At 61.3% G+C, this 23209-nt stretch carries 27 protein-coding genes; 13 read left to right on the top strand and 14 right to left on the bottom strand.

The window, feature by feature from the left end; all coding sequences use genetic code 11:
• Positions 1–64: 64 nt before the first annotated feature.
• Both ACTZWY_RS00270 and ACTZWY_RS00275 read right to left on the bottom strand, forming a co-directional pair.
• Entirely contained in the window at positions 65–571 is a 507-nt protein-coding gene (locus ACTZWY_RS00270) for a GNAT family N-acetyltransferase (RefSeq protein WP_444788667.1), read from the bottom strand.
• Positions 568–1695, bottom strand: a complete 1128-nt coding sequence (locus ACTZWY_RS00275; RefSeq protein ID WP_444788668.1) for an S-(hydroxymethyl)glutathione dehydrogenase/class III alcohol dehydrogenase — start codon at positions 1693–1695, stop codon at positions 568–570. The genes ACTZWY_RS00270 and ACTZWY_RS00275 overlap by 4 nt, the downstream gene beginning before the upstream one ends.
• 148 nt (positions 1696–1843) lie before the next feature.
• Between ACTZWY_RS00275 and ACTZWY_RS00280 the strand changes: the two genes are divergently transcribed.
• Complete coding sequence (locus tag ACTZWY_RS00280; RefSeq protein ID WP_444788669.1) at positions 1844–2179, top strand: DUF2794 domain-containing protein; 336 nt, start codon at positions 1844–1846, stop codon at positions 2177–2179.
• Positions 2180–2215: 36 nt separating this feature from the next.
• Here ACTZWY_RS00280 and ACTZWY_RS00285 read toward each other — a convergent pair whose 3' ends face one another.
• Positions 2216–2395, bottom strand: coding sequence for a hypothetical protein (locus ACTZWY_RS00285; RefSeq protein WP_444788670.1), 180 nt, complete (start codon positions 2393–2395; stop codon positions 2216–2218).
• Here ACTZWY_RS00285 and ACTZWY_RS00290 point away from each other — a divergent pair.
• Positions 2394–3569, top strand: coding sequence for an aspartate aminotransferase family protein (locus tag ACTZWY_RS00290; RefSeq protein WP_444788671.1), 1176 nt, complete (start codon positions 2394–2396; stop codon positions 3567–3569). The two genes, ACTZWY_RS00285 and ACTZWY_RS00290, sit on opposite strands and share 2 nt — an antisense overlap.
• Before the next feature lie 77 nt (positions 3570–3646).
• Positions 3647–4573, top strand: a complete 927-nt coding sequence (gene argF / locus ACTZWY_RS00295) for an ornithine carbamoyltransferase (protein WP_444788672.1) — start codon at positions 3647–3649, stop codon at positions 4571–4573.
• A gap of 100 nt (positions 4574–4673) precedes the next feature.
• Here the strand turns inward: argF and ACTZWY_RS00300 are convergent, their stop codons facing one another.
• Positions 4674–5546, bottom strand: coding sequence for a DMT family transporter (locus ACTZWY_RS00300; RefSeq protein WP_444788673.1), 873 nt, complete (start codon positions 5544–5546; stop codon positions 4674–4676).
• Entirely contained in the window at positions 5543–6202 is a 660-nt protein-coding gene (gene mnmD / locus ACTZWY_RS00305) for a tRNA (5-methylaminomethyl-2-thiouridine)(34)-methyltransferase MnmD (RefSeq protein WP_444788674.1), read from the bottom strand. The genes ACTZWY_RS00300 and mnmD overlap by 4 nt, the downstream gene beginning before the upstream one ends.
• 56 nt (positions 6203–6258) lie before the next feature.
• Between mnmD and ACTZWY_RS00310 the strand changes: the two genes are divergently transcribed.
• A complete protein-coding gene (locus ACTZWY_RS00310; RefSeq protein ID WP_444788675.1) occupies positions 6259–7284 on the top strand; it encodes an NAD(P)/FAD-dependent oxidoreductase in 1026 nt (341 codons plus the stop codon).
• Positions 7285–7909: 625 nt separating this feature from the next.
• Here the strand turns inward: ACTZWY_RS00310 and metK are convergent.
• Positions 7910–9076 carry a methionine adenosyltransferase gene (metK, locus tag ACTZWY_RS00315; RefSeq protein ID WP_444788676.1) on the bottom strand — a complete coding sequence of 389 codons (1167 nt, stop codon included), beginning with the start codon at positions 9074–9076 and terminating at the stop codon, positions 7910–7912.
• Between the two features lie 124 nt (positions 9077–9200).
• Complete coding sequence (locus tag ACTZWY_RS00320) at positions 9201–9929, bottom strand: arylesterase (protein ID WP_444788677.1); 729 nt, start codon at positions 9927–9929, stop codon at positions 9201–9203.
• On the opposite strand from ACTZWY_RS00320, the gene ACTZWY_RS00325 reads away from it, so the two are divergent.
• Genes ACTZWY_RS00325 through ACTZWY_RS00340 form a run of 4 tightly spaced genes read left to right on the top strand, consistent with a single transcriptional unit; the run spans position 9919 to position 13989 of the window.
• Entirely contained in the window at positions 9919–10620 is a 702-nt protein-coding gene (locus ACTZWY_RS00325) for an ABC transporter ATP-binding protein (RefSeq protein ID WP_444788678.1), read from the top strand. The two genes, ACTZWY_RS00320 and ACTZWY_RS00325, sit on opposite strands and share 11 nt — an antisense overlap.
• Positions 10620–13148, top strand: coding sequence for an ABC transporter permease (locus tag ACTZWY_RS00330; protein WP_444788844.1), 2529 nt, complete (start codon positions 10620–10622; stop codon positions 13146–13148). The genes ACTZWY_RS00325 and ACTZWY_RS00330 overlap by 1 nt, the downstream gene beginning before the upstream one ends.
• 56 nt (positions 13149–13204) lie before the next feature.
• Positions 13205–13618 (top strand): fluoride efflux transporter FluC, encoded by a 414-nt coding sequence (locus ACTZWY_RS00335; protein ID WP_444788679.1) that lies wholly within the window; start codon positions 13205–13207, stop codon positions 13616–13618.
• 2 nt (positions 13619–13620) lie between these two features.
• Positions 13621–13989, top strand: a complete 369-nt coding sequence (locus ACTZWY_RS00340; RefSeq protein ID WP_444788680.1) for a fluoride efflux transporter FluC — start codon at positions 13621–13623, stop codon at positions 13987–13989.
• 51 nt (positions 13990–14040) lie between these two features.
• On the opposite strand, the gene ACTZWY_RS00345 is transcribed toward ACTZWY_RS00340, so the two are convergent.
• The 3 genes from ACTZWY_RS00345 to fabA are packed head-to-tail and all read right to left on the bottom strand — an operon-like array spanning position 14041 to position 16612.
• Positions 14041–14829, bottom strand: a complete 789-nt coding sequence (locus ACTZWY_RS00345) for an enoyl-ACP reductase FabI (protein ID WP_444788681.1) — start codon at positions 14827–14829, stop codon at positions 14041–14043.
• A gap of 10 nt (positions 14830–14839) precedes the next feature.
• Positions 14840–16069, bottom strand: coding sequence for a beta-ketoacyl-ACP synthase I (fabB, locus tag ACTZWY_RS00350; RefSeq protein WP_444788682.1), 1230 nt, complete (start codon positions 16067–16069; stop codon positions 14840–14842).
• 33 nt (positions 16070–16102) lie between these two features.
• Complete coding sequence (fabA, locus tag ACTZWY_RS00355) at positions 16103–16612, bottom strand: bifunctional 3-hydroxydecanoyl-ACP dehydratase/trans-2-decenoyl-ACP isomerase (RefSeq protein WP_444788683.1); 510 nt, start codon at positions 16610–16612, stop codon at positions 16103–16105.
• A 136-nt stretch (positions 16613–16748) separates the two neighbouring features.
• Between fabA and irr the strand changes: the two genes are divergently transcribed.
• Together irr and ACTZWY_RS00365 are read left to right on the top strand one after the other, a co-directional pair.
• The gene (gene irr, locus ACTZWY_RS00360; RefSeq protein WP_444788684.1) at positions 16749–17186 is read left to right on the top strand and encodes a Fur family transcriptional regulator Irr; all 438 of its coding nucleotides are present in this window, start codon (positions 16749–16751) and stop codon (positions 17184–17186) included.
• 82 nt (positions 17187–17268) lie between these two features.
• The gene (locus ACTZWY_RS00365) at positions 17269–17739 is read left to right on the top strand and encodes a hypothetical protein (RefSeq protein ID WP_444788685.1); all 471 of its coding nucleotides are present in this window, start codon (positions 17269–17271) and stop codon (positions 17737–17739) included.
• A gap of 75 nt (positions 17740–17814) precedes the next feature.
• Here the strand turns inward: ACTZWY_RS00365 and ACTZWY_RS00370 are convergent, their stop codons facing one another.
• The 4 genes from ACTZWY_RS00370 to rbfA are packed head-to-tail and all read right to left on the bottom strand — an operon-like array spanning position 17815 to position 20468.
• Entirely contained in the window at positions 17815–18348 is a 534-nt protein-coding gene (locus ACTZWY_RS00370) for a DUF1643 domain-containing protein (RefSeq protein WP_444788686.1), read from the bottom strand.
• Between the two features lie 13 nt (positions 18349–18361).
• Complete coding sequence (gene truB / locus ACTZWY_RS00375) at positions 18362–19270, bottom strand: tRNA pseudouridine(55) synthase TruB (RefSeq protein WP_444788687.1); 909 nt, start codon at positions 19268–19270, stop codon at positions 18362–18364.
• Between the two features lie 30 nt (positions 19271–19300).
• Positions 19301–20065 carry a phosphodiester glycosidase family protein gene (locus tag ACTZWY_RS00380; protein ID WP_444788845.1) on the bottom strand — a complete coding sequence of 255 codons (765 nt, stop codon included), beginning with the start codon at positions 20063–20065 and terminating at the stop codon, positions 19301–19303.
• The gene (gene rbfA, locus ACTZWY_RS00385) at positions 20043–20468 is read right to left on the bottom strand and encodes a 30S ribosome-binding factor RbfA (RefSeq protein ID WP_444788846.1); all 426 of its coding nucleotides are present in this window, start codon (positions 20466–20468) and stop codon (positions 20043–20045) included. Before rbfA ends, ACTZWY_RS00380 begins: the two co-directional genes overlap by 23 nt.
• Before the next feature lie 106 nt (positions 20469–20574).
• Here rbfA and dapB point away from each other — a divergent pair, with 106 nt between their 5' ends.
• The 3 genes from dapB to murB all read left to right on the top strand — a co-directional run bounded on the left by dapB (position 20575) and on the right by murB (position 23165).
• Positions 20575–21375 carry a 4-hydroxy-tetrahydrodipicolinate reductase gene (gene dapB / locus ACTZWY_RS00390; RefSeq protein ID WP_444788688.1) on the top strand — a complete coding sequence of 267 codons (801 nt, stop codon included), beginning with the start codon at positions 20575–20577 and terminating at the stop codon, positions 21373–21375.
• A 126-nt stretch (positions 21376–21501) separates the two neighbouring features.
• Positions 21502–21858 carry a dihydrodipicolinate reductase gene (locus tag ACTZWY_RS00395; RefSeq protein ID WP_444788689.1) on the top strand — a complete coding sequence of 119 codons (357 nt, stop codon included), beginning with the start codon at positions 21502–21504 and terminating at the stop codon, positions 21856–21858.
• 344 nt (positions 21859–22202) lie between these two features.
• The gene (gene murB / locus ACTZWY_RS00400) at positions 22203–23165 is read left to right on the top strand and encodes a UDP-N-acetylmuramate dehydrogenase (protein WP_444788690.1); all 963 of its coding nucleotides are present in this window, start codon (positions 22203–22205) and stop codon (positions 23163–23165) included.
• Positions 23166–23209 lie beyond the last annotated feature (44 nt).

Below are 23209 nucleotides of genomic sequence, written 5' to 3' on the forward strand. Positions count from 1 at the left end.
TTCCTTTCAGTCTGGTCAAAATATCCCGGGGGAGGCCCCGCAGGGGACGGGGGCAGCGCCCCCCTTACAGCGTCCGGTACATCACATAGGCATCGACAAATCCCTGCTCGGGATGGTGGAACGCACCGGGCAGGCGGCCTGCAATCTCAAACCCGTTGGCTTGCCACAGGGCCACGGCGCGGGCGTTGGTGGACACGACGCAATTGAACTGCATGGCCCTGAATCCCCGCGCGCGCGCCGTGTCCAGCGCATGTTCCAGCATCGCGCGCGCAACCCCCCGCCCTTGCGCGGCGGGGGCACTGACAAAGCCGCAATTGGCCACATGCGCGCCCCCGCCTTGCTGGTTGGGGCAAATGTAATAACTGCCAACCCTCTCGCCGCCCGCTTCCGCCACAAAGGCGTCATGCGTGCCTGCGCACCACCAGTCCAGCGCGGCGTCGCGGCTGATTGCGCGGTCAATGGCGTAGGTCTCGCCTGCGCGGAACACTGGCTTCAGCATGGCCCAAAGCGCGGGGTGGTCGGCTTGGGTCGCGGGGCGCAGTTCTACGCCCCCCTTTTCGGCCTCGCTCAAAACTCCACCACTGCGCGAATGGATTTTCCTTCATGCATCAGGTCGAACCCCTCATTGATCTGGTCCAGTGTCAGCTTGTGGGTGATCATCGGGTCAATCTCGATCTTGCCGTTCATATACCAATCGACGAATTTCGGCACATCCGAACGCCCCTTGGCCCCGCCAAACGCCGTGCCTTTCCATACGCGCCCGGTGACCAGCTGGAACGGTCGCGTGGAAATTTCCGCCCCCGCAGGGGCCACACCGATGATCACAGACACGCCCCAGCCCCGGTGCGAGCATTCCAGTGCGTCGCGCATCACGTTCACATTGCCCGTCGCATCGAAGCTGTAATCCACGCCACCAATCGCGTCATCCCCGCGCTGCGTCAGCCTGACGATTTCGGCCACCACATTGTCCACCCTGGACGGGTTGATGAAATGCGTCATCCCGAATTTGCGCGCCATCTCTTCCTTGCTGTCATTCAGGTCCACCCCGATGATCATGTCAGCACCCGCCATGCGCAGCCCTTGAATGACGTTCAGGCCAATGCCGCCCAAGCCAAAGACAGCCGCGGTCGATCCGATTTCCACACCCGCCGTGTTGATCACCGCGCCAATGCCCGTTGTCACCCCGCAGCCAATGTAGCAAATCTTGTCAAACGGCGCATCGTCGCGCACTTTGGCCAGTGCGATTTCGGGCATGACCGTGTGATTGGCAAAGGTGGAACACCCCATGTAATGATAAATCGGCGTGCCATCGAGCATGGAAAACCGCGTCGTCCCGTCAGGCATAAGCCCCTGGCCCTGCGTGCCGCGAATGGCAGTGCACAGATTGGTTTTCCCCGACCGGCAGGAATAGCATTCCCGGCATTCGGGCGTATACAGGGGGATGACATGGTCGCCCGGTTTCAGGGTCGTGACCCCTTCACCCACCTCAATCACCACGCCTGCGCCTTCATGTCCCAGAATGCTTGGAAACAGCCCTTCCGGGTCCGCACCAGAGCGGGTGAATTCATCTGTGTGGCAAATACCTGTGGCCTTGATCTCAACCAGAACCTCGCCCGCCTTCGGGCCATCCAGGTTCACTTCCATGATTTGAAGGGGTTTTCCGGCTTCAAGGGCAACAGCGGCACGGGTGCGCATTGGGGTCTTCTCCTGCATTGTGCAATTTCGCCCAATGTGGCGCAGCACGGGGATGGCCCGCAAGCGAAAGCGGCATGTCGGGGCGAAAAAAAACAATAGCCTGCGCAAAAGCTTGATTTTCTCTGACTTCCACCACACAGTGATTGTCATGAACATGCAAACCCCATGGCGTGCCACAGATCAGCAGGTCAGCTTTGACCGGCGCGAATTATCGGTCATCCTGTCACTTTACGGGCGTATGGTGGCTGCGGGGGAGTGGCGTGATTACGGCATTTCGTGCTTGCGCAACTCAGCGGTGTTTTCCGTGTTCCGGCGCACTGCGGAAACCCCGCTGTATCGTATTGAAAAACATCCTCATTTGCGCAACCGGCAAGGGATGTATGCCGTCATCGGCATGGACGGGCAAATCCTCAAGCGGGGGCATGATCTGGCCGTGGTGCTCAAGGTGCTGGAACGGCGCATGCTGCGTGTTATCGGCGAATAGGCTTTACACCCTGGCGCGCTGGTGCTAATGCGCTGATTATGAACACAACACATGCATCACACCTGATTTTGCGACGCCGCTGAAGCGGTGACTGTGTTCTTGCGCGGCCACGACATTGGCCCGCGCCCTGTTTTGACCTTCCAAATGAAAACCGCCGTTGACTTGTCCGTAATGCTTTGGCAGGTCAGTGCTTTGATTGATCGGAATGACGCCCATGCCCGCACAATTTCCAGCTGTCCTGCCAACCTACAGCCGCACACCGCTGGCATTCCGCCGCGGCGAAGGGGCCTGGCTGATCGAAGAAAACGGCGCGCGCTACCTGGATTTTACATCCGGTATCGCGGTCAATGCGCTGGGCCATGCCCACCCCGCGCTTGTTCAGGCGCTGACCGAACAGGCGCAGGCACTTTGGCATGTCTCTAACCTGTATGAAATCCCCGCACAGGCGAAACTCGCCGATGCGCTGGTCGACCATACATTCGCGGACACGGCATTCTTCACCAATTCCGGCACCGAAGCTGCGGAACTGGCCATCAAGATGGTGCGCAAATACTGGTTTGAACAGGGCGCGGACCGCCCGACAATCCTGACCTTTGAAGGCGCGTTTCACGGCCGCTCCACCGGGGCGATTGCTGCAGCAGGGTCTGAGAAAATGACCAAAGGGTTCGGCCCGCTGATGCCCGGCTTCAAGGTCCTTCCTTGGGGGGATCACGACGCGTTGCGCGCCGCCCTCGATGATACTGTCGCGGCCGTCATGATCGAACCTGTCCAAGGCGAAGGCGGCATCCGCTGCCTGCCCGACCAGTGCCTGAAGGGCCTGCGCGATCTGTGCGACCAGACCGGCGCGCTTCTGGTCCTCGATGAGGTGCAGTGCGGAATGGGCCGCACGGGGCGGTTGTTTGCCCATGAATGGGCCGGTGTCACGCCGGACATCATGATGGTGGCCAAAGGCATCGGCGGGGGCTTCCCGCTTGGGGCCGTGCTGGCAACTGCCCGTGCCGCATCCGGCATGACCGCGGGCACGCACGGGTCAACCTATGGCGGCAATCCTCTTGCCTGCGCCGTGGGGGCCAAAGTGGTGGAGATCATGACCGCTGACGGCTTTCTTGACAATGTGCGTCAGAAGGCCGGTCTGCTGCGTCAGCGCCTCGAATCGCTGGTTTCCGCGCATCCTGATATCCTTGAGGGCGTGCGTGGCACCGGGCTGATGCTGGGCCTGAAATGCAGCTGCCCTAATCTTGATCTGGTCAAGGCCGCACATGCGCAGCATCTTCTGACCGTCCCTGCCGCAGACAATGTCGTGCGCCTGCTGCCTCCGCTGATCATCACCGAAGATGAAATATCCGACGCCGTGGCGCGGCTTGATCTTGCTGCCGCGTCCCTGTCCTGATTTCATTCTGGTAAAAATATCCCGGGAGCGCGAGGGCAGCGCCCTCGCCCCCCTCTTTCAGACAAAAGGTCCGATCCATGCCGCATTTCCTGGATATCCACACCACCGCCCCTTCCGATCTGCGTGCCATGATCGACAGCGCCCATGCAATGAAGTCCGCCCGCAAGGGGCGTCCTATGGCCGCGCCAGATGATGACCAGCCGCTGAAAAACCGCATGGTTGCGTTGATCTTTGAAAAACCATCGACCCGCACGCGCGTCAGCTTCGATGTGGGGGTGCGCCAGTTGGGGGGGCAAACCATGGTGCTGTCAGGGTCGGAAATGCAGCTGGGGCATGGCGAAACCATTGCCGATACCGCGCGCGTCCTGTCGCGCTATGTCGACATGATCATGATCCGCACGTTTGAAGAAACCGTGCTGCAGGAACTGGCGCACTCTGCCTCTGTGCCCGTCATCAACGGCCTGACAAACCGCACTCATCCGTGCCAGATCATGGCCGATATCCAGACCTATGAAGAACATCGCGGCCCGATTGCCGGACGCAGGGTGGTCTGGTCCGGCGATGGCAATAATGTCTGTGCGTCCTTTCTGCATGCCGCAGGGGCGTTCGGGTTTGATCTTGTTTTCACTGGCCCCGAGGCCCTGGACCCTGATCCTGAATTCGTGGCCCTTGCCCGGTCGCAGGGCGCGCAAGTCGACATTATCCGCGACCCGGTGCGCGCGGTTGACGGGGCCGATCTGGTGGTGACCGATACCTGGGTCAGCATGCATGACAGCCAGTCCAACCGTGAACGCCGCCATAACCTGTTGCGCCCCTATCAGGTGAATGACGCGCTGATGGCGCATGCGAAACCTGATGCGTTGTTCATGCATTGCCTGCCCGCCCACCGCGAAGAAGAAGTGACCAACGCGGTCATGGACGGCCCGCAATCTGTGGTGTTCGACGAGGCCGAGAACCGCCTGCACGCCCAAAAAGCCGTGCTGCGCTATTGTCTTGGTGCGTGACGGGCGGCGGGGCAGGGTCGCAGGGGCAGCTTTGCGCAAAAAAAATGCGACACCATAAGCTTAGCGTGGGTCGCGTGCATGCCAATGAACGCGACGCGCTCTAGGCTTTCACTTGCCTTGCCCGCCACAGCGTAAACAGCCCCGCACCCACCACGACCAGCGTGCCCAGTGCCACATTGTTGCGCAGCGTTTCGCCAAACATCAACAGGCCAAATGCTGCGGCGAAGGGCAGTTGCAAATACGCAAAGGGCTGCACCGCGCTGGCTTCGGCCACTTCATAGGCGCGGATCAGCAGGAAATGGCTGAAGGCCGATGTCATGCACAACACCCCCATCCACAGCCAGTCGCCCGCCACCATGGGTTCCCAGAACCAGACACCGATCAGCGTCATGGTGACTGCCCCTGCCGTGCCCGTCCAGAAAAAGCTGACGGCCGCACTGTCGCGCCGCGCCGCATAGCGTGTCAGCAACCCGTATAGCGCGAACATGAAGGCCGCCAGCAGCGGAATCAGGGCGGCAGGGTGGAAAACGCCAAAACCCGGTTGCAGGATAATCAGCACCCCTGCAAACCCTATGGCGATGGCACTCCAGCGCCGCCAGCCCACTTTTTCGCCCAGCACCGGCCCCGACAATGCGGCAATCAGCAGCGGATAGACAGCAAACACTGCGTGGCTTTCGACCAAGCCCAGCACAACGAAGGCCGAGACCATCACGCAAACTTCCAGCGCCAGCAGCACCCCGCGAAATATCTGCAGCAGGGGTTGGGTTGTCGCGGCGGCCTTGCGAATGCCCCCTGCCTGCCGCGATGCCACCACGATGACGAAACTGGCAAAGAACCAGTAGCGGATCATGATGATCATGAACACGTTATATTCCCCCGCCAGATGCTGGGACATGGCGTCTTGCACGGCGAAAATGAATGCGGTTGCACACATCAGCCAGATTCCAAGGGAATTGTTCTGCGGCGCGCTCATGCCAGTATGCCGGTGGTCATGTGGCGTTTATGGGCAAACCCCTTCTGGCGGCTGACGTCAAACCCGGCGTTGGACAATGCGCGCCGCACGGCCCCTGCGGCGGTATAGGTGGCGAATGTGCCCCCCTTGCGGGTATGGCGGGCCACTTGGGCCATCAGCGCGTCGTTCCATAATTCCGGGTTCTTGGCCGGGGAAAATCCGTCCAGATACCAGGCATCCGCCAGCCCCGTCCAGCTTGGCAAGGTGTCGCGCGCATCGCCCATGATGACCTGAACATGCAGCGGCCCAAGGGTGAATTGCCGCGCGCCTTGCGCCCATGCAGCCAGCAAAGGGGCCGTGTCCAGTGTGGGAAATGCCACAAGGGCGCGGGCCATGTCGTCGGGGTGCAGCGGATAGGCTTCAAAACTGGTGTAATGCATCGGGCCGGCGCGCCCTGCCAGGGCCTGCGCCGTGGCCAGCAGGTTCAGCCCCGTGCCGAACCCCAGTTCCGCAATCTGAAAACCCGGCCCCGCGCGCTGCGCGATGCGGTTGCCAGCCAGAAACACATGCTGTGTTTCCGCCAGCCCGTCCTGCAAGGAAAAATAGGGGTCGTCGAACTGCGTGGCGACCGGGATCTGGTTATCTTTCCAGGTGATATTTGCAAGCTGGTCGTTCATGCGGCTCTGCTTTATGACACATGTGAACTTCATGCAGGCGCGCGGGGGAAATGACAATGGGTGATGTCACAATCATGGGGGCAGGTGTGTTCGGGCTGGCGGTGGCCTATGCCTGTGCAAAGCGGGGCGCGCGGGTGCATCTGGTTGACAAGCGCGGGTTGGGGGCGGGGTCCAGCGGCGGGATTGTGGGCGCGCTTGCCCCGCATGTGCCCGAAAACTGGAACGCCAAAAAGGCGTTTCAGTTTGATGCGCTGATGCGCGCGCAAGATTTCTGGCGTGATGTCGCCACGCTTTCGGGACAGGATACCGGCTATGCCCGGCTGGGGCGCGTGCAACCTGTGCCGGATGGAAAGCTGGACCTTGCGCATGCGCGCGAAGCGGGTGCCGCCGCGCTGTGGCAAGGGGCGGCACAGTGGCGCGTTCTGCGCTGTGACGCGGCACCCGGGCTGGCAGTGGCGGCCCCATCAGGATGGGTTGTGCATGACACATTGACCGCCAGACTGCAGCCCAGACTGGCCTGCCGGGCGCTTATGGGGGCGTTTCAGGCGCTGGGCGGGCAATTTACCCTTGGCGCGCAGCCGCAGGCAAATGGGCCGGTGGTATGGGCAACCGGCCATGAAGGCTTGGCCGATCTGTCGCGCGATCTGGGCCGCGCGGTTGGCAGTGGCGTCAAGGGGCAGGCGGCCTTGCTGGCGCATCATGCCCCCAATGCCCCGCAGATATTCGCGGACGGGTTGCATATTGTCCCACATGGCGATGGCACTGTGGCTGTCGGGTCCACAAGCGAACGCGAATTTGATGCGCCAGACACAGTTGATGCGCAATGTGACATGCTTGTGGCGCGCGCAAGGGCCGTGTGCCCCGTGCTGGCCGATGCGCCGGTGGTGGACCGCTGGGCAGGGGTGCGCCCGCGCGCCAGCACCCGCGCGCCGCTGATGGGGGGCTGGCCCGGCAAACCCGGGCAGTTCGTGTTCAACGGGGGCTTCAAGATAGGGTTCGCAATGGCCCCGGTCCTGGCCGAGGTGATGGCCGATCTGGTTCTGGACGGTGTGGACAATATACCGGCGGAGTTTCGCCTTTAGCGCAGGTTCGAGAAGCCCAAAACCGGTTCCCACTTCTGAGCAACCTGCTTTATGCGGTGTTGCGCGCAAAAACACATGTCGGCGAAAGGGTGACGTGGGTTGCGCAAAACCGGGGCGCGACAGGCTGTTGGTTGATTGCGTTTTGCGCAAACACGCCAGAGCATAGTTTCTTTTGCCCTTAGGGGCCATCTTGTGTGATGCAGTACTGTTTCCACCTACACATGTAATTAACCATTTTTTAACCCGGTTTGTTTGCAAATCGCAAAAATAGTCGCATTCCGCCTGATTTGTGCCACAACTGCGCTGTTAACCTTTATTAACCGAATGCAGACCGCTTCGGGATTTAAAGCAGGTTGGCAAAATGACCCATGATACTGTGATCCTTCCCAGACGATTTCCCTCGCGTGCGGTTCCGCATGCGCTTCTGGCTGTCTATGACGGGATAACGATTGATCCTGTTCGCACACGGCTTACCGCGATGAAACGGGACTTTGACAACGTTGCGCCGCAGATCCATATCTTCCGGCATTGAACCATATGAATGAACCATATGCACAAAAAAAGGACGGGCCTTGACCCGTCCGCAATGATGCACCCCAACAGCACAGTCGACGCCGCGCCCGCGTCACACTGATTTTTTCAGCGCATCGATCAGGTCGGTGCGTTCCCAGCTGAACCCCCCGTCAGAGTCCGGCGCGCGGCCAAAATGGCCATAGGCTGCCGTACGGGCATAGATGGGCCGGTTCAGCCCCAAATGTTCCCGAATGCCACGCGGTGTCAGGTCCATAACCTGCCCGATGGCGCGTTCGATGGCTTCGTCGTCAACCTGTCCGGTGCCGTGGGTATCGACATAAATTGACAACGGCTTCGCCACCCCGATGGCATAGGACAGTTGCAAGGTGCAGCGCTGCGCCATGCCTGCAGCCACGATATTCTTTGCAAGGTAGCGCGCAGCATAGGCGGCAGAACGGTCCACCTTGGTCGGGTCCTTGCCGGAAAATGCGCCACCCCCATGGGGGGCCGCCCCGCCATAGGTGTCAACAATGATCTTGCGCCCGGTCAGTCCGGCATCCCCGTCAGGGCCGCCGATAACAAAGGTGCCGGTGGGGTTGACCCACCATTCGGTTTTGGGGGTAATCCAGTCGGTGGGCAGCACTTCACGGATATAGGGTTCCACAATGGCGCGAATGTCGTCTGATGTCTGGGTTTCGTCGGCGTGTTGCGTGGACAGCACAATGGACGTCACTTCAACAGGTTTGCCATTTTCATAGCGCACCGAAAGCTGGCTTTTGGCATCAGGGCGCAGCGTTGGTTCCTGCCCGGATTTGCGCACTTCGGCCAGACGTTTCAAAACCTTGTGGGCATACTGGATGGGGGCGGGCATCAGTTCGGGGGTGTCATCAACCGCATAGCCGAACATGATCCCCTGATCGCCTGCGCCGTCACGGTCCACCCCTTGGGCAATATGGGCGGATTGTTCGTGCAGGAAATTCAGGACATGGCAGGTGTTCCAGTGGAACTTGTCCTGTTCATAGCCAATATCGCGGATGCAGTCGCGCGCGATCTGGGGAATGCGGCCCATGTAATCCTTCAGGCGTTCAGGATCGCTTAGCCCCACTTCGCCACCAATCACCACCAGCGAGGAGGTGGCGAATGTTTCGCACGCGACACGCGCGGTTTCTTCTTCTGCCAGAAGCGCGTCAAGCACTGCATCCGAAATACGGTCACAAACCTTGTCGGGGTGTCCTTCCGAAACGGATTCCGATGTGAAGATGAAATTGTTTCTTGCCATATGTGGGCCACCCGTTCCTGTTTAGGGGCAGCCCTGCCAGACTGCCCCGTGACGTTTAGTTCAGATTGGTTCTAGCGCTTATCAACAAGTTTCAAGCTGCACAACTGTTCGCTATGCGCGCCGCTTATGGTGTTGCGGGCGCAACAGTTTCCAGAAACGCCGCGACACTGGGTCCGATGCTTTCGACAATCAACGCAACCCCGTCTGCATTGGGGTGGATATGGTCCCCTTGCATCAGGTCAGTGAAGCTGGCCCCCGCATCGGCCTTGTCGGTCATGGGTTGCATGAAATTGGGCACCAGTGCCACGTCGTATGCGTCGGCCAGTTCGGGATACATGCGATTGAACGCGTCGCGGAATTCCGGGCCGTAATTGCCCGGCGCGGGCATACCGGCCAGCATGGCGGGAATATCTTCTTGCTGCAATCGCGCAAGGATAGCATCCAGATTGGCCCGGCTGGCGGCGGGGTCAATGCCGCGCAACAGGTCATTGCCGCCCAATGTAACCAGCATTGCGTCCACAGGTTCGGCCAATGTCCAGTCCAGTCGCGCCAAGCCACCCGCGGTTGTGTCCCCCGACACCCCCGCATTGATCACGATCACGTCATGCCCTTGTGCATTCAGCCAGTCCTGCAATTGCGGCACGAACCCTTCATCGGCGGGCAAGCCATAGCCTTGGGTCAGGGAATCGCCAAGTGCCACAAGGCGCAGCGGTTCTGCAACGGCGGGCGCGACGGAAAGGCCCAGCGCCAGCGTTAGGCTGGCAACCGCTGCACCGCAGCGCTTGCCGAACAGGGCAGGAACCCCATATGAATACCTCAGGGGCACGCAAAGGACGGATTTGATGACTGACATTATACTCTCGCTCAAGGATACGGGATTGACCCTGCAAGGCAATGCCGGGCCGGTCGAGATTTTGCGCGCCATCACACTGGATGTCACGCGCGGGGAAACCGTGGGTCTGGTCGGGCCTTCGGGGTCTGGCAAATCGTCGCTCCTGATGCTTATGGGCGGGCTGGAACGTGCCACGTCTGGTCAGGTTTCGGCGCTTGGCCATGATCTGACCGCGCTGAACGAAGATGCCCTTGCCCGGTTTCGCAGGTCACATATGGGGGTTGTGTTCCAGTCTTTCCACCTGATCCCGACAATGACTGCGCTGGAAAATGTGGCAACGCCGCTGGAACTGGCGGGCAAGCGTGATGCGTTTGACCGCGCGGCGGAGGAATTGCGCGCTGTGGGGCTTGGCCACCGGATGGACCATTACCCCGCGCAAATGTCAGGCGGCGAGCAGCAGCGTGTCGCACTTGCGCGTGCGGCCGCCCCGCGCCCCGAAATATTGCTGGCCGATGAACCGACCGGCAATCTGGACGGGGTCAACGGGCAAGCCATTATGGAAATGCTGTTCGAGCTGCGCGACAGGCACGGGGCCACGCTTATTCTTGTGACCCATGCGCCGGAACTGGCAGCGCGCTGTGACCGTGTTATCCGGCTGGCCGATGGCCGCATTGAAGGCGAAGACCGCGCAACCGCACGGGCCGCCGAATGATGCGCGTGGCATGGGCGATTGCGCGGCGCGAATTGCGCGGCGGGTTGCGCGGGTTCTGGGTATTTCTGGCCTGTCTGGCGCTGGGTGTCGGTGCGATTGCGGCTGTGGGGTCCGTGCGCGGTGCCATCGATACTGCGCTGGCGCGCGAAGGGGCCACGCTTCTGGGCGGCGATGCGGAACTGCGCATGACCTACCGTTTTGCCACACAGGATGAACGCGATTGGATTGACGGGTTCGCGGGCGATGTGTCCGAGGTGGTGGATTTCCGCTCCATGGCCGTGGCCGGGCAGGGGGACAGCGCCGAACGCTCGGTCACGCAGGTCAAGGGGGTGGACGGGGCCTATCCGCTGGTGGGCAGTGTCGGGCTTGACCCTGAAATCCCGCTGGAACAGGCATTGGCCGTGCAGGATGGCCTGCCCGGCGGCGTGATGGAACGCATCCTGGCCGAACGGCTGGATTTGCAAATTGGCGATGTGTTCCGCCTTGGCGTGCAGGAATTTCGCCTGACGGCGCATGTGACCCGCGAACCTGACGGGATGGGCGCGAATTTCGGGTTTGGGCCGCGCACGATTGTCAGGTCAGACGCGCTGCAAGATGCGGGCCTGCTTGGCCCCGGCACGTTGTATGAGGTGAATTACCGCATGCTTCTGGACGGGCGTGATCTGGATCAGGCGCGCGCAGTGGTCAACCGCCAGTTTGACGGCGCGGGCATGCGCTGGCGTGACAGCCGCAATGCCGCACCACAGGTGCAGCGTGTCATCGAACGGGTGTCGTCCTTCCTTGTGCTGGTGGGCCTGGCCGGTCTGGCCGTAGGCGGGGTGGGCGTGTCTGCGGCAGTACGCACCTATCTGGATGGCAAGACGAATGTGATTGCCACGCTGAAAACCCTTGGGGCCGAAAGCCGCACCATCCTTGCGGTCTACCTGATGCAAATCGGGGTTCTCACGGCGCTGGGGTTGGTGCTGGGGCTGGCGTTGGGGGCGGCTGCGCCGTTTGCTGTGGCGCCGCTGGTGGCGGACCAGTTGCCCATTGACCTGCAGATCGGCCTGCACCCCCCCGCATTGCTGGAGGCCGCGATCTATGGCGCGCTGACCGCGCTGATTTTCACCCTGTGGCCCTTGGCGCGTACCGAAAATGTGCGTGCAGCGGTCATTTTCCGTGGCCTTGACATTGCTGCCCAAGGCAGGCCGCGCTGGCCCTATATGCTGGTCACATTGGCCCTTGTCGCGGTGCTTGTGGCGGTGGCGGCAGGTTTTGCGGCGGTGCCGATGCTGGCCCTTGCAACGGCAGGGGGGGTGATCGGGGCGTTGGCTGTGCTGGCACTGGCGGCGTGGGGCGTGCGCGCGGTAGCGCGCCGCGCGGCCCGCGCGCGTAGCCTGCGCGGGCACACCGCCTTGCGCATGGCGATGGGCGCGATCGGCAACCCGCGCGAAGGGGCAGGGGCAGTCATTGTGTCGCTGGGGCTGGGGCTGACAGTGCTGGCCGCTGTGGGGCAGATTGACAACAACCTGCGCCGCGCCATTACCACTGATCTGCCCGACCGCGCGCCCAGCTACTTTTTCCTTGATATCCAGAACACCCAGCTTGACGGGTTTCTGGAGCGGCTGGCGCAGGATAACAATGTCACCGATGTGCAGACTGCCCCCATGTTGCGCGGTGTGGTCACGGCGCTGAACGGCATTCCGTCGCGCGACCATCCGGCGGCGGGGCATTGGGTTCTGCGCGGGGATCGCGGCGTCAGTTATTCCGCGGCATTGCCACAGGGCGCGGAACTGGTTGCGGGCGAATGGTGGGCTGACGATTACAGCGGCCCGCCGTTGGTCAGTTTCGCCCTTGAGGAAGCGCAGGAACTGGGGCTGTCGCTGGGCGATACGGTAACTGTCAACATCCTTGGCCGCGACATTACTGCCACAATCGCCAGTTTCCGCACAGTCGATTTTTCGACTGGCGGAATCGGGTTTGTGATGGTCATGTCCCCCCAGCCCATAAGTTCCGCCCCGCATACGCATATTGCCACCGTCTATGCCGCAGAAGCCGCCGAAGGGGCCATTTTGCGCGATTTGTCGAACGCATTCCCCAATATTACCGCGATCCGCGTGCGCGAAGCGGCGGAACGGGTGACTGAAGCCTTGTCCAGCATGGCCACCGCCACCAGTTTTGCCGCCCTTGCCACATTGTTGACGGGGTTTGTCGTGCTGATCGGGGCGGCGGCGGCGGGCGAACGCGCGCGCGTGTTTGAAGCGGCTGTGATGAAAACCCTTGGCGCGTCGCGGCGTGGCATTCTGGCCAGTTTCGCGCTGCGGTCTGCGCTGATGGGCGCTGCGGCGGGCAGTGTCGCGCTGGGCGCAGGCGCGCTGGCCAGCTGGGCCGTGATGCGGTTTGTGATGGAGGCCAGCTATCAATTCGAATGGGTGCCGGCGATTGCGATCATAGCTGGTGGTGTGCTGGCAACACTGCTTGCAGGGCTGGCATTCGCACTGCGCCCGCTTGCGGTGCGCCCGGCGCGCATTTTGCGTGCGCAGGACTGACCGGACGCATTCCCCTGCATGGGCAAGCAGGGTATAGCTTGCCCATGCAGGCGGATATGACCCTTCTAGGTATTGTGGCCCTTGGTGGCGGGCTGGGCGCGATTGCGCGCGCGGCGCTGTCATCATGGCTGGGGCGACGTGTGCATGTGGCATGGGCCACGCTGGTGGTGAACCTGACGGGCAGCGCTGCACTGGGACTGGCCTTCGGGGCGCTTCTGGCGGGGGCGGGCAGTGCCACGTTATCGGCTGTTGCGGCAGATGCCCCGCCGGTGCTTGCGGTGTTCACGCTTGGTGTGCTGGGGGGCTACACCACCGTTTCAACGCTTGCGCTACAAACGCTGACACTGTGGCGGGCCGGGGATCGGCGCGCGGCTTGCGCGACTGCGCTGGGGTCTGCGGTATCCGGTCCGGTTGTGGCGGGGCTGGGCGTGGGTCTGGGGGGGTGGCTGTTGGCGGTTTGGGGGGGCTAGGGGTGCGGGGCACGCTTCTTGCGGTGGGCCTTGGTGGGGCGGTGGGCACCGGCGCGCGCATTGGTTGCAGCCTGACGGCCCTGCATATGCTGCCGGATGCGGTCTTTCTGGCCACGCTGGCCGCGAATGCGCTTGGCGCGGCGCTTATCGGCTATCTGGCCACGCGCGCGTTGTCCCCCATTGTCACAGCGTTGTTGATGACCGGGTTTTGCGGCGGGTTCACCACCTTCTCGCTATTCTCGCTAGAGGTGCTGATGTTGCTGGAACACAGTATCGTCGCGGGTTTGGGATATGGCGCAGTGTCGCTTGTGGTGTGGATTGGGGGTGTCGCGCTGGGGTATTGGCTGGGCGGGCGGGCGGCTATGCGCTGAAATGAAAGCAGGGGGCCGAATGCCCCCTGTCTGCCGTATCTGCCATGGCCGTCAGATATTGTCGACCTGCGGCATGCCCATGACGTGGAACCCGCCATCGACATGGATGATCTCGCCCGTGGTGAACGCCCCGTACTCCGACGCCAGATAAACGGCTGTGCCGCCCACGCTGTCCAATGTCGCATTGCTGCGCAAGGGGGCGTTGGTTTCCGTGTGGCGATAGGTCTTGCGCGCCCCCCCGATGGCGGCACCGGCAAGGGTTTTCATGGGGCCGGGGCTAATGGCGTTGACGCGAATCCCCTCTGGCCCCAGATCATTGGCCAGATAGCGCACCGAACTTTCCAGCGCCGCCTTGGCCACGCCCATGACGTTGTAAAACGGCGTCACCTTGTTGGACCCCTGAAATGTCAGCGTCAGAAGGGTGCCGCCATTGGGCATCATTTCCGCCGCGCGCCGCCCCAGATCGATGAAGCTGAAGCAGCTTATTTCCAGCGAATGCTTGAAATTGGCGCGGCTGGTGTCGCGGAAACGACCTGTCAGTTCCGCCTTGTCGGAAAACGCGATGGCATGGACCAGAAAATCCATGGTCCCCCAGCGCGTTTTCAGCGCATCAAAGCACGCATCAAGCGACGCTTCATTCGTGACATCGACATCCAGCAAAATGTCGGACCCCACGGATGTGGCAAGTGGTTCCACCCGCTTGCCAAATGCCTCCCCCTGATAGGAGAAGGCAAGCTCCGCGCCCTGATCGGCCATTGCTTTGGCAATGCCCCACGCGATGGAACGTTCATTGGCAACGCCCATCACCAACCCGCGTTTTCCGGCCATCAAGCCGGCCATGGCATGCCCCTCAGTCACGCAGCGCACTCATGATAAGGGTTGCGTTGGTGCCGCCGAACCCGAAGCTGTTGGACAGCACGGAATCCAGTTCCACATCCTCGACCAGACTGGTTGCGATTTCGCCTTCGCGGATGGCGGGGTCCAGTTGCGTGACATTGGCCGATGCGGTGATGAAACGCCCCTGCATCATCAGCAGCGAATAAATCGCTTCCTGCACGCCGGTGGCCCCAAGGCTGTGGCCAGTCAGCGATTTGGTAGAGGAAATGGGCGGCACCTTCCCTTCACCGAAAATGCGCCGGATCGCTTCCACTTCGGTGACGTCGCCTGCAGGGGTGGATGTGCCATGTGCGTTGATATAGCTGACCTTGCGCCCCTGCGGCAGGGTGGACAGCGCCAGCCGCATGGACCGTTCCCCGCCTTCGCCAGAAGGGGCAACCATATCATGCCCGTCAGACGTGGCGCCATAGCCGGTGACTTCGGCATAGATTTTCGCGCCGCGCGCCCTGGCGTGTTCCAGTTCTTCCAGCACGACAACGCCGCCACCGCCGCCAATCACGAACCCGTCGCGCGTGGCATCGAAGGCGCGCGCGGCTGTTTCGGGCGCGTCGTTGTATTTCGATGACATGGCGCCCATTGCGTCAAACAGGCACGACAATGTCCAGTCCAGTTCTTCCCCGCCCCCCGCGAAAACGATGTCCTGCTTGCCCATCTGAATCAGTTCCGTGCCATTTCCGATACAATGCGCCGATGTCGAACATGCCGAAGTGATGGAATAATTCACACCCTTGATCTTGAACGGGGTCGCAAGGCAGGCAGAGTTTGTCGACGACATGCAGCGTGTCACCATGAAGGGCCCCATGCGCTTGGGGCTGCCTTTTTCGATGACGATCTTATGCGCCTGAAAGAAGTTCGAGGTGGACGGCCCCCCCGACCCCATGATCAGGCCGGTGCGTTCATTCGACACATCGCTGTCATCCAGGCCCGCATCGGCAATGGCCTGTTCCATCGACAAGAAGTTATAGGCCGCACCCGGCCCCATGAAGCGCAGGTTACGCTTGTCGATATGATCTTCCAGCGTGATTTGCGGCATGCCGTGAATCTGGCTGCGAAACCCGTGTTCGGCATAGTCGGGTGCAAACACAATGCCGGACCGCCCCGCGCGCAGGCTGGCGGTGACTTCATCCGCAGAATTCCCGATGGGCGAGATGATCCCCAGCCCGGTAATGACAACGCGACGCATGGGCGTCTCCCTCCCTGTTGTTGGATCTGCGCTTCAGCTTTCTGACAGCGCGACTTTCATATCCTTGACGATATAGATGACTTCGCCATCCGCTTCGACAATGCCATCGGCAACGCCCATGGTCAGGCGGCGTGTTTGCAGTGCCTTGGTGAAATCCACCTTGTAGGTCAACATTTTGCGGTCGGGGCGGACCATGCCTGTCAGTTTGACCTCGCCAACCCCCAGCGCGTAGCCGCGCCCCTGCCAGCCCCGCCAGCCCAGATTGAACCCTGTCAACTGCCACAACCCGTCCAACCCCAGACAGCCCGGCATGATCGGGTTTCCCGGAAAGTGGCAGTCAAAGAACCACAGATCCGGCGTAATATCGAATTCCGCCACCACATGGCCCTTGCCATGCGCACCACCATCGCCCGAGATTTCGGTGATCCGGTCCATCATCAGCATCGGGGGGGCTGGCAGTTGCGCATTGCCCGGTCCGAACAATTCGCCGCGCGCACAGGCCAGCAGGCCCTCTTTGTCGAAGGATGTCGGGAATTGGGACATGAAACTCTCCTGCATGGGTTTTCTTCCTCTAGCATCGTGCTGCAAAGTCATGCAAGCCCGCGCATCATGACAGATTGCAACCGTTGCAAGTGAATTTCATTTGAAATTCCTGCCCGGTAGGCCCTATATACAGGTTATGGATACTGATTTTTCGCAATTGAACGATGAAGCCCTGAAAAAAGGGTCTGACTGGCTGGCGCGTGCAGGTGTGCGGCCCACCCGGCAACGCTTGTCATTGGCGGGTTTGCTGGTGGGCGACGGGCATGACCGGCATGTGACCGCCGAAAGCCTGTTTCTTGCTGTCAAGGACAGCGGAGAGTCGGTGTCGCTGGCCACTGTCTACAACACCTTGCGTGCCTTTTGTGACGCGGGGCTGATGAACGAAATCACCGTTGATGCGACGCGGTCCTATTTCGATACCTGCGTGGAAGAGCATCCGCATTATTTCTGGGAAGACAGCCAAGAACTGACTGACGCCCCGTCAGGCGAAGTGGCCTTTTCCCGCTTGCCATCCGCGCCCCATGGCGCCGAGATTTCGCGCGTGGATGTCGTTATACGTTTGCGTAGAAAATAGTCGAATTTGTCTTTTTTTGAACTTGCGTGCACTCGGGTCTTATGGGCTTATAGGGCGTAATTATCGCTTTTTCGGGGGAACTATGCGTTTTATCCTTTCCGCCTGCGTTGCGCTGGCAGTGTCATCTTCTGGTGCAGCAGCCAAGGATTGCCCGGATTTCACCATCGAAGCGCGATACGACCTAAGCTATAGCGAAGATGACCTGTGGTCTGAACGCACGCATTCTGTCGCGGCGGGCGGGTCAGTCGAATTGTGGAACTGTTCGCGTTTTGACGGGTCTGGCTATGTTGCCCGCCAGCCGGATTTCAACATGTTCCTGACACGCAACAACAAGGATCGCATGATCCGTTTCAAGATTACCGGCGATGAAGGGTGCGATACGGTTTTGCTGATCAATACGCCCAGTGGAAGCTGGTTGTTCAATGATGATGACGATGGCATTGACCCCGTTATTCGCGTGCGTTCAGCAGAAACGGGGCGCTATGATATATGGGCAGGAACATTCAGTTCTGATATCTGCATGAGCACCTTGCATATCGAAGCTTTCCCCTAGGCAATGTAGCGTCTTCACATTCACGCGACAGGCGCAATCATAAGGGTGTTGAGTGTCGCGCGACTGCGAGAGATTTCAGCTTGCAGAGTCCCACAGCGTTGGTTGCACAGTATACCCGATGTATAGCGGGTGTTTCGGGTGCCCCGCTTTGCTAAGCCCCAGATGCCATAAATCCCGCCCCGTGGCACGCAGCAGCGTTTCAACCTGCGCGCCGCGGTCCATATGCGCGCCATGTGTGCCCCATGCGCAGATGATCTGGTCGGCCCATGGGGCGCTTTGTGCGATGGCTGCATTGTTCAGTGGCCCGACCGGATCGGGTGCGGCGCGCATGACGCGTGGATCAGTTGCGCGAAAGGCAAAGATATTGCACACCCGGAAGGCACCGAACCCCAGCGCGCGCGCGCGGCGTTCGCAGCGTTCAACCGTGGGGTCATTCTGGACCTCGGTTGCGGTAGACGGGTTGAGCATGACAAACAGCACACGCCCTGCGCTGGCGTCCCATTCGCGTGTCAGCACATAGCGAAACGCTTCGCACCGGGAATAGACGGCCACAGACGGGGCGTCGCCTTTTACATGGCTGCGGGTGATAACATCGCCCAGCTCTGTCATTCCTGCCCCGCCTTCAGTCCTGATTGAACACGCGACTGGGGTGCAATTCGCCCGCCTTGTATATGCCAACCGCGACCGCGCGCCCCTGATAGCTGGCCCAGGCCTCGTCCCCATACCCGACCGAGGCAGTTAGCACCATTCCGGGGTTGCCATTGCGCAACCTTGCGGCCCCTTCGGGTGTGGCAGGCAATTCGGGCAGATCGGCCAGCCCTTCTTCCAGCGGGCGCAGATGGCTGTCCAGTTCGGGGCTTTGGGCCATCGCCTCGATCTGGTCCATCGTCAGCCCGTCCGTGGCGTCAAACGGCCCCGACCATGTGCGCCGCAGCCATGCGACATGCCCCAGACACCCCAGCGCCGCGCCAAGATCGCGCGCAATGGACCGCACATAGCCCCCCTTGCCGCAGACCATTTCCAATTCCACATGGTCGGCATCCGGGCGGGCAACACGTTCCAGCCGTTCCACCCAAAGGGGCCGCGCCGCAAGGTCCATTTCCTCGCCCGCGCGCGCAATGTCATAGGCGCGCTCACCCTCGACCTTGACGGCGGAAAACTGGGGCGGCACCTGTTCGATCTGCCCGCGAAAGGCACCAAGCGCGGCGTCTATCATGGCATCATCGGGACGTTGGTCGTTGGTGGCGATCACTGCGCCCTCGGCGTCATCGGTGGTGGTGGACTGGCCCAGCCGCACCATGAAGCGGTAGCATTTCAGCGCGTCGGTAATATAGGGCACGGTTTTCGTGGCTTCGCCCAGTGCGATGGCCAGAACACCGGTTGCAGCAGGGTCCAGCGTGCCCGCATGGCCCGCCTTTTGCGCCTGCAACGCCCAGCGCACCTTGTTGACCACCGCTGTGGAGGTGATGCCTGCAGGCTTGTCCACCACCAACCAGCCCGATATTGCCCGCCCCTTGCGCTTGCGTCCCATTATGTGCCCTTTTGTTTGCTTTCGCGCCTGCTACTGGGCGGGCCTGCCCGCGTCAACAACCTTGCCCACAATCGGGCCCAGCATCGCACCCCAATCCGAGCGCCGCAATTCGGGCGCATGCAGCCGTGACACATTGCCGTCGATATACAGCGCTTGCGGCATATTCAGATAGTCGCGGAAAAACCGCGCGAATTCAAACAGGTTGACGGGGGTGTTTGAAATAACGAATGCCGCGCGCCCCCCATCCGGCGACACGCCCACCCCATTGCGGATAAGGCGGGAGTCGCTGTCTTCAAGGAAGCGCGGGTGGTATTGGCCGTCAATCACCAGCATGGGGCCGGACTGGGTTGCATGGCGACAGGGCAGGGGGGCTTGCGCGAAGGCGCGGCTTTCGATCACAGTGAAACGCGCATCTTCAATGCAAAACACACCATTGGGCAGCAACCCGAAATTGCCCGGCCCCGCCGATGTGACAAGCCGCGCCAGTTCCGCGCCATCTTCGATATACAGGCCAACAGGGCGGCGGTCCGTATGATACATGCCGCCATTCATAGCAAAGGCCAGCTTCTTGCCGTCGCGCGACAACGCGTCATCCACCGTGGCGAAGGTTCCAAACACCCGTTCTGAACCCGAATACAGGAACATGCGGACATCATCCTGCGCCTGTGCCAGGCAGGTTGTGAAGCTGGCGCCCTGAAATTCGGTCCGGGTGCAGTCTGCCTCGGCGGCCAAGGGCAACGAGGCCCAAAGCGCGAAGGCCCCAAGCCCTGTCCTAATCGCGGTCCGCATCGTCATCATGCCCGGCGGCATTTACATCGCGCTGAACGCGGTCCTGTCCCAGCAGGCGACGCGTATCATCCATGCGGTCAAATGTTTCATCCAGCTTGAAGCGCAGGTCCGGCGCGTATTTCAGCGTCAGTTCCCGCCCCACCAGATGGCGCAGTTCCGCCTTGTTGCGCGCAAGCGCCTTTAGTGCAGTGTGCTGATCCTTGCCGCCAAGCGGCATGACATAGGCCGTGGCGATTTTCAGGTCAGTCGATGTGCGCACTTCGCTGACGGTGATGGGCATGCGCGACAGGTCGGGGTCATGCACATCCCCACGCGCCAGCACCTCTGACAGCGTGCGCCGGATCAGTTCTGCCACTCGAAGCTGGCGTTGCGACGGGCCTGTGCCCTGATGCTGGCGTTTTACACTCATGCGCTTCATTTAGGTCAATCCGCGCGCTTGCGCAACGAGGCTTTGCCAATTTCTGCATCACGCGCTAGGAAGACGCCAAATGGTGATCAAGTCAGGAGTGGGGCAAATGGTCCGCATAGCAATAATGGGCGTGTCCGGGCGCATGGGGCAAATGTTGCTGCGACTGGTGGAAGACAGCGATCTGGCCGTTCTGGCGGCAGCGGTGGAACGTCAGGGGCATGACTGGATCGGGCAGTATCTGGGCACAGTGCAGGGCGGGGTGCAACGCGGCGTAATTGTCACCGATGATCTGGCACAGGCGCTGGCATGCTCCGATGCTATTGTGGATTTCACCGCGCCGGACGTGTCCGTTGCATTGGCACAGCAGGCTGCGGCAGCAGGGGTTGCCCATGTCATCGGCACCACAGGGTTTGATGATGACGATCTTGCCGCCATTGCGCGTGCTGGGCAAACAGGCCGCATCGTGCGCGCGGGCAACATGAGCCTTGGGGTCAATCTTCTGGTCAAGCTGACGCAACAGGTCGCCCAAGCGCTGGACACTGACTACGATATTGAAATCATCGAGGCCCACCATCGCCACAAGGTGGACGCACCATCTGGCACAGCGCTGATGCTGGGCGAAGCGGCCGCGCGCGGGCGCGGTGTCATGCTGCCCGAAGTGGCCGACCGTGGCCGCGATGGCATGACAGGCCCGCGCGATGCGGGCGCCATCGGGTTTCACGCCATTCGCGGCGGGGATTACATTGGCGAACATGACATCATCTTTGCCGGCCCAGGTGAACGGATCGTGCTGCGTCATGTAGCGTCTGACAGGGCCTTGTTCGCGCGCGGGGCCATTCGCGCTGCCATCTGGCTGCAGACCCAACCGGCAGGGGAGTATTGCATGCTTGACGTTCTGGGCCTGTAGCCTGCGGTTTCATCTGCGGGCGGTTTTCCGCCGACCCCCGCGCCCGACCACCGCCAAGGCGAAACTGGCGTGATCCGGTTGCCGTATCCTTGCGTATCATACCCATAATGATACCGGAGGATCGCCATGAAAACCCTGATCATCTCGCTTGTCGCAGTTCTGGCCAGTGCCCCGCTCCAGGCCATGGCCGAATTCCAGCCCGTGCGCGATGAAGCCACTTTTCGCGCGCTGGTCGAGGGGCGCGAGCTGGCGCGCTTCGGCGTCCGACTGGAAGTGCTGCCCCAGGGCCAGATCACCGGGCGCGGGTTTGGCATGCGCGTGGGCGGCATGTGGGAATGGCGCGATGGCTATTTCTGCCGCACACTGGAATTCGGCAGTTCGGGCGATCCCTATAATTGTCAGCTGGTGCTGCGCGATGGAAACACCCTGCGCTTCATCTCGGATCAGGGGCAGGGCGATTACGCGGATCTGCGGCTGCGTTAGCGGCACTGGACAGGGTGCGCGGGCGCAGGCTATCTTTCGGCCCATGCGCCCTGCTCAATTTCATCTATCCCGCGACACCCTCCGCGCCTTGGCAGGACCGCAATCATGGATGTGACCTGGATCACGGTCCGCGACAGCTTGCAGGCGTGGCTTGAGCAACGGATGGAAACGTCACCTTCTGAGTTGATCGCCAGTTCCGCCCAGACCCGCCCGACACCTTCATCTTGCCCCAAATACTCCCGCCGGAGGCACCGACATAACGGCACCGCGCGCCGTCAGCCATACATGCCCTGCATCTGGACAAAGCGCGCATTCGTGCCTAATTCAACGCCATGACACCTGACATGATCCCCGTGCGTGGCACGTTGACCCCGCAAAAACCGCTGGACACGCTGACATGGTTGCGTGTCGGCGGGCCGGCCGACTGGTTGTTCCAACCCGCTGATGAAGATGACCTTTGCGCTTTCCTGCGCCAGTTGGCCCCTGACATTGCCGTTTTCCCCATGGGGGTGGGGTCCAACCTGATTGTGCGCGATGGGGGCATTCGCGCGGTGGTCATTCGGTTGGGGCGCGGGTTCAATGCTATTGAACCGGGCGCCACCATCACCGCAGGGGCCGCCGCGCTGGACGCCCATGTTGCGCGCAAAGCCGCTGATGCGGGGCGCGATCTGACGTTTTTGCGCACCATCCCCGGCAGTATCGGCGGCGCGGTGCGGATGAATGCGGGGTGTTACGGCACATATATTGCCGACCACCTGATTGATGTCACAGTCATTGACCGCACAGGGCAGCGCCACGTTTTGCCTGCCAATGCCCTTGATCTTCGCTACCGGCAATCCAGTCTTCCCGAAGGCATGGTCATCACGCAAGCCCGGTTTCACGCGCCACAGGGCGATCCTGACATGCTTCATGCACGCATGCGCGACCAGCTGGCACGCCGCGATGCAACCCAACCCACCAAGGACCGCAGCGCAGGGTCCACCTTCCGCAACCCCGCCGGGTTCAGTTCCACAGGCAGCGCAGATGACACCCATGAGTTGAAGGCCTGGAAGGTGATCGAAGACGCGGGATTGCGCGGCGCGCGCATGGGCGGCGCGCAAATGTCGCCCAAACATCCCAACTTCCTGATCAATACAGGCACCGCGTCGGCCGCCGAATTGGAAGGATTGGGCGAAGAAGTGCGAAAAAGGGTTTTGCAAGCGCGCGGTATTTCGCTACACTGGGAAATCATGCGGGTCGGTGACAGCTTGCCTGACATGAAACTGCCGCAGGTTGAACTAGCATCAGGCGCAGTGAAAACACAATAAACACCCCGAAAATGGGGCAAAAAGGGCCATAACGGCCCAGAGGC

Source organism: Roseinatronobacter sp. NSM, from assembly GCF_052379845.1.
In the GTDB taxonomy this organism is placed as follows: domain Bacteria; phylum Pseudomonadota; class Alphaproteobacteria; order Rhodobacterales; family Rhodobacteraceae; genus Roseinatronobacter.

Excerpts from the sequence above, each read along its gene's own strand:
- dapB (WP_444788688.1), top strand. The coding sequence starts at position 20,575 with ATGGTCCGCATAGCAATAATGGGCGTGTCCGGGCGCATGGGGCAAATG.
- ACTZWY_RS00290 (WP_444788671.1), top strand. The coding sequence starts at position 2,394 with ATGCCCGCACAATTTCCAGCTGTCCTGCCAACCTACAGCCGCACACCG.
- ACTZWY_RS00280 (WP_444788669.1), top strand. The coding sequence starts at position 1,844 with ATGAACATGCAAACCCCATGGCGTGCCACAGATCAGCAGGTCAGCTTT.
- ACTZWY_RS00395 (WP_444788689.1), top strand. The coding sequence starts at position 21,502 with ATGAAAACCCTGATCATCTCGCTTGTCGCAGTTCTGGCCAGTGCCCCG.
- mnmD (WP_444788674.1), bottom strand. The coding sequence starts at position 6,202 with ATGAACGACCAGCTTGCAAATATCACCTGGAAAGATAACCAGATCCCG.
- ACTZWY_RS00335 (WP_444788679.1), top strand. The coding sequence starts at position 13,205 with ATGACCCTTCTAGGTATTGTGGCCCTTGGTGGCGGGCTGGGCGCGATT.
- ACTZWY_RS00370 (WP_444788686.1), bottom strand. The coding sequence starts at position 18,348 with ATGACAGAGCTGGGCGATGTTATCACCCGCAGCCATGTAAAAGGCGAC.
- ACTZWY_RS00330 (WP_444788844.1), top strand. The coding sequence starts at position 10,620 with ATGCGCGTGGCATGGGCGATTGCGCGGCGCGAATTGCGCGGCGGGTTG.
- ACTZWY_RS00365 (WP_444788685.1), top strand. The coding sequence starts at position 17,269 with ATGCGTTTTATCCTTTCCGCCTGCGTTGCGCTGGCAGTGTCATCTTCT.
- truB (WP_444788687.1), bottom strand. The coding sequence starts at position 19,270 with ATGGGACGCAAGCGCAAGGGGCGGGCAATATCGGGCTGGTTGGTGGTG.
- murB (WP_444788690.1), top strand. The coding sequence starts at position 22,203 with ATGATCCCCGTGCGTGGCACGTTGACCCCGCAAAAACCGCTGGACACG.
- ACTZWY_RS00320 (WP_444788677.1), bottom strand. The coding sequence starts at position 9,929 with ATGTCAGTCATCAAATCCGTCCTTTGCGTGCCCCTGAGGTATTCATAT.
- irr (WP_444788684.1), top strand. The coding sequence starts at position 16,749 with ATGGATACTGATTTTTCGCAATTGAACGATGAAGCCCTGAAAAAAGGG.
- fabB (WP_444788682.1), bottom strand. The coding sequence starts at position 16,069 with ATGCGTCGCGTTGTCATTACCGGGCTGGGGATCATCTCGCCCATCGGG.
- metK (WP_444788676.1), bottom strand. The coding sequence starts at position 9,076 with ATGGCAAGAAACAATTTCATCTTCACATCGGAATCCGTTTCGGAAGGA.
- ACTZWY_RS00275 (WP_444788668.1), bottom strand. The coding sequence starts at position 1,695 with ATGCGCACCCGTGCCGCTGTTGCCCTTGAAGCCGGAAAACCCCTTCAA.
- ACTZWY_RS00325 (WP_444788678.1), top strand. The coding sequence starts at position 9,919 with ATGACTGACATTATACTCTCGCTCAAGGATACGGGATTGACCCTGCAA.
- ACTZWY_RS00380 (WP_444788845.1), bottom strand. The coding sequence starts at position 20,065 with ATGACGATGCGGACCGCGATTAGGACAGGGCTTGGGGCCTTCGCGCTT.
- ACTZWY_RS00310 (WP_444788675.1), top strand. The coding sequence starts at position 6,259 with ATGGGTGATGTCACAATCATGGGGGCAGGTGTGTTCGGGCTGGCGGTG.
- argF (WP_444788672.1), top strand. The coding sequence starts at position 3,647 with ATGCCGCATTTCCTGGATATCCACACCACCGCCCCTTCCGATCTGCGT.
- ACTZWY_RS00300 (WP_444788673.1), bottom strand. The coding sequence starts at position 5,546 with ATGAGCGCGCCGCAGAACAATTCCCTTGGAATCTGGCTGATGTGTGCA.
- fabA (WP_444788683.1), bottom strand. The coding sequence starts at position 16,612 with ATGTCCCAATTCCCGACATCCTTCGACAAAGAGGGCCTGCTGGCCTGT.
- ACTZWY_RS00285 (WP_444788670.1), bottom strand. The coding sequence starts at position 2,395 with ATGGGCGTCATTCCGATCAATCAAAGCACTGACCTGCCAAAGCATTAC.
- ACTZWY_RS00345 (WP_444788681.1), bottom strand. The coding sequence starts at position 14,829 with ATGGCCGGCTTGATGGCCGGAAAACGCGGGTTGGTGATGGGCGTTGCC.
- rbfA (WP_444788846.1), bottom strand. The coding sequence starts at position 20,468 with ATGAGTGTAAAACGCCAGCATCAGGGCACAGGCCCGTCGCAACGCCAG.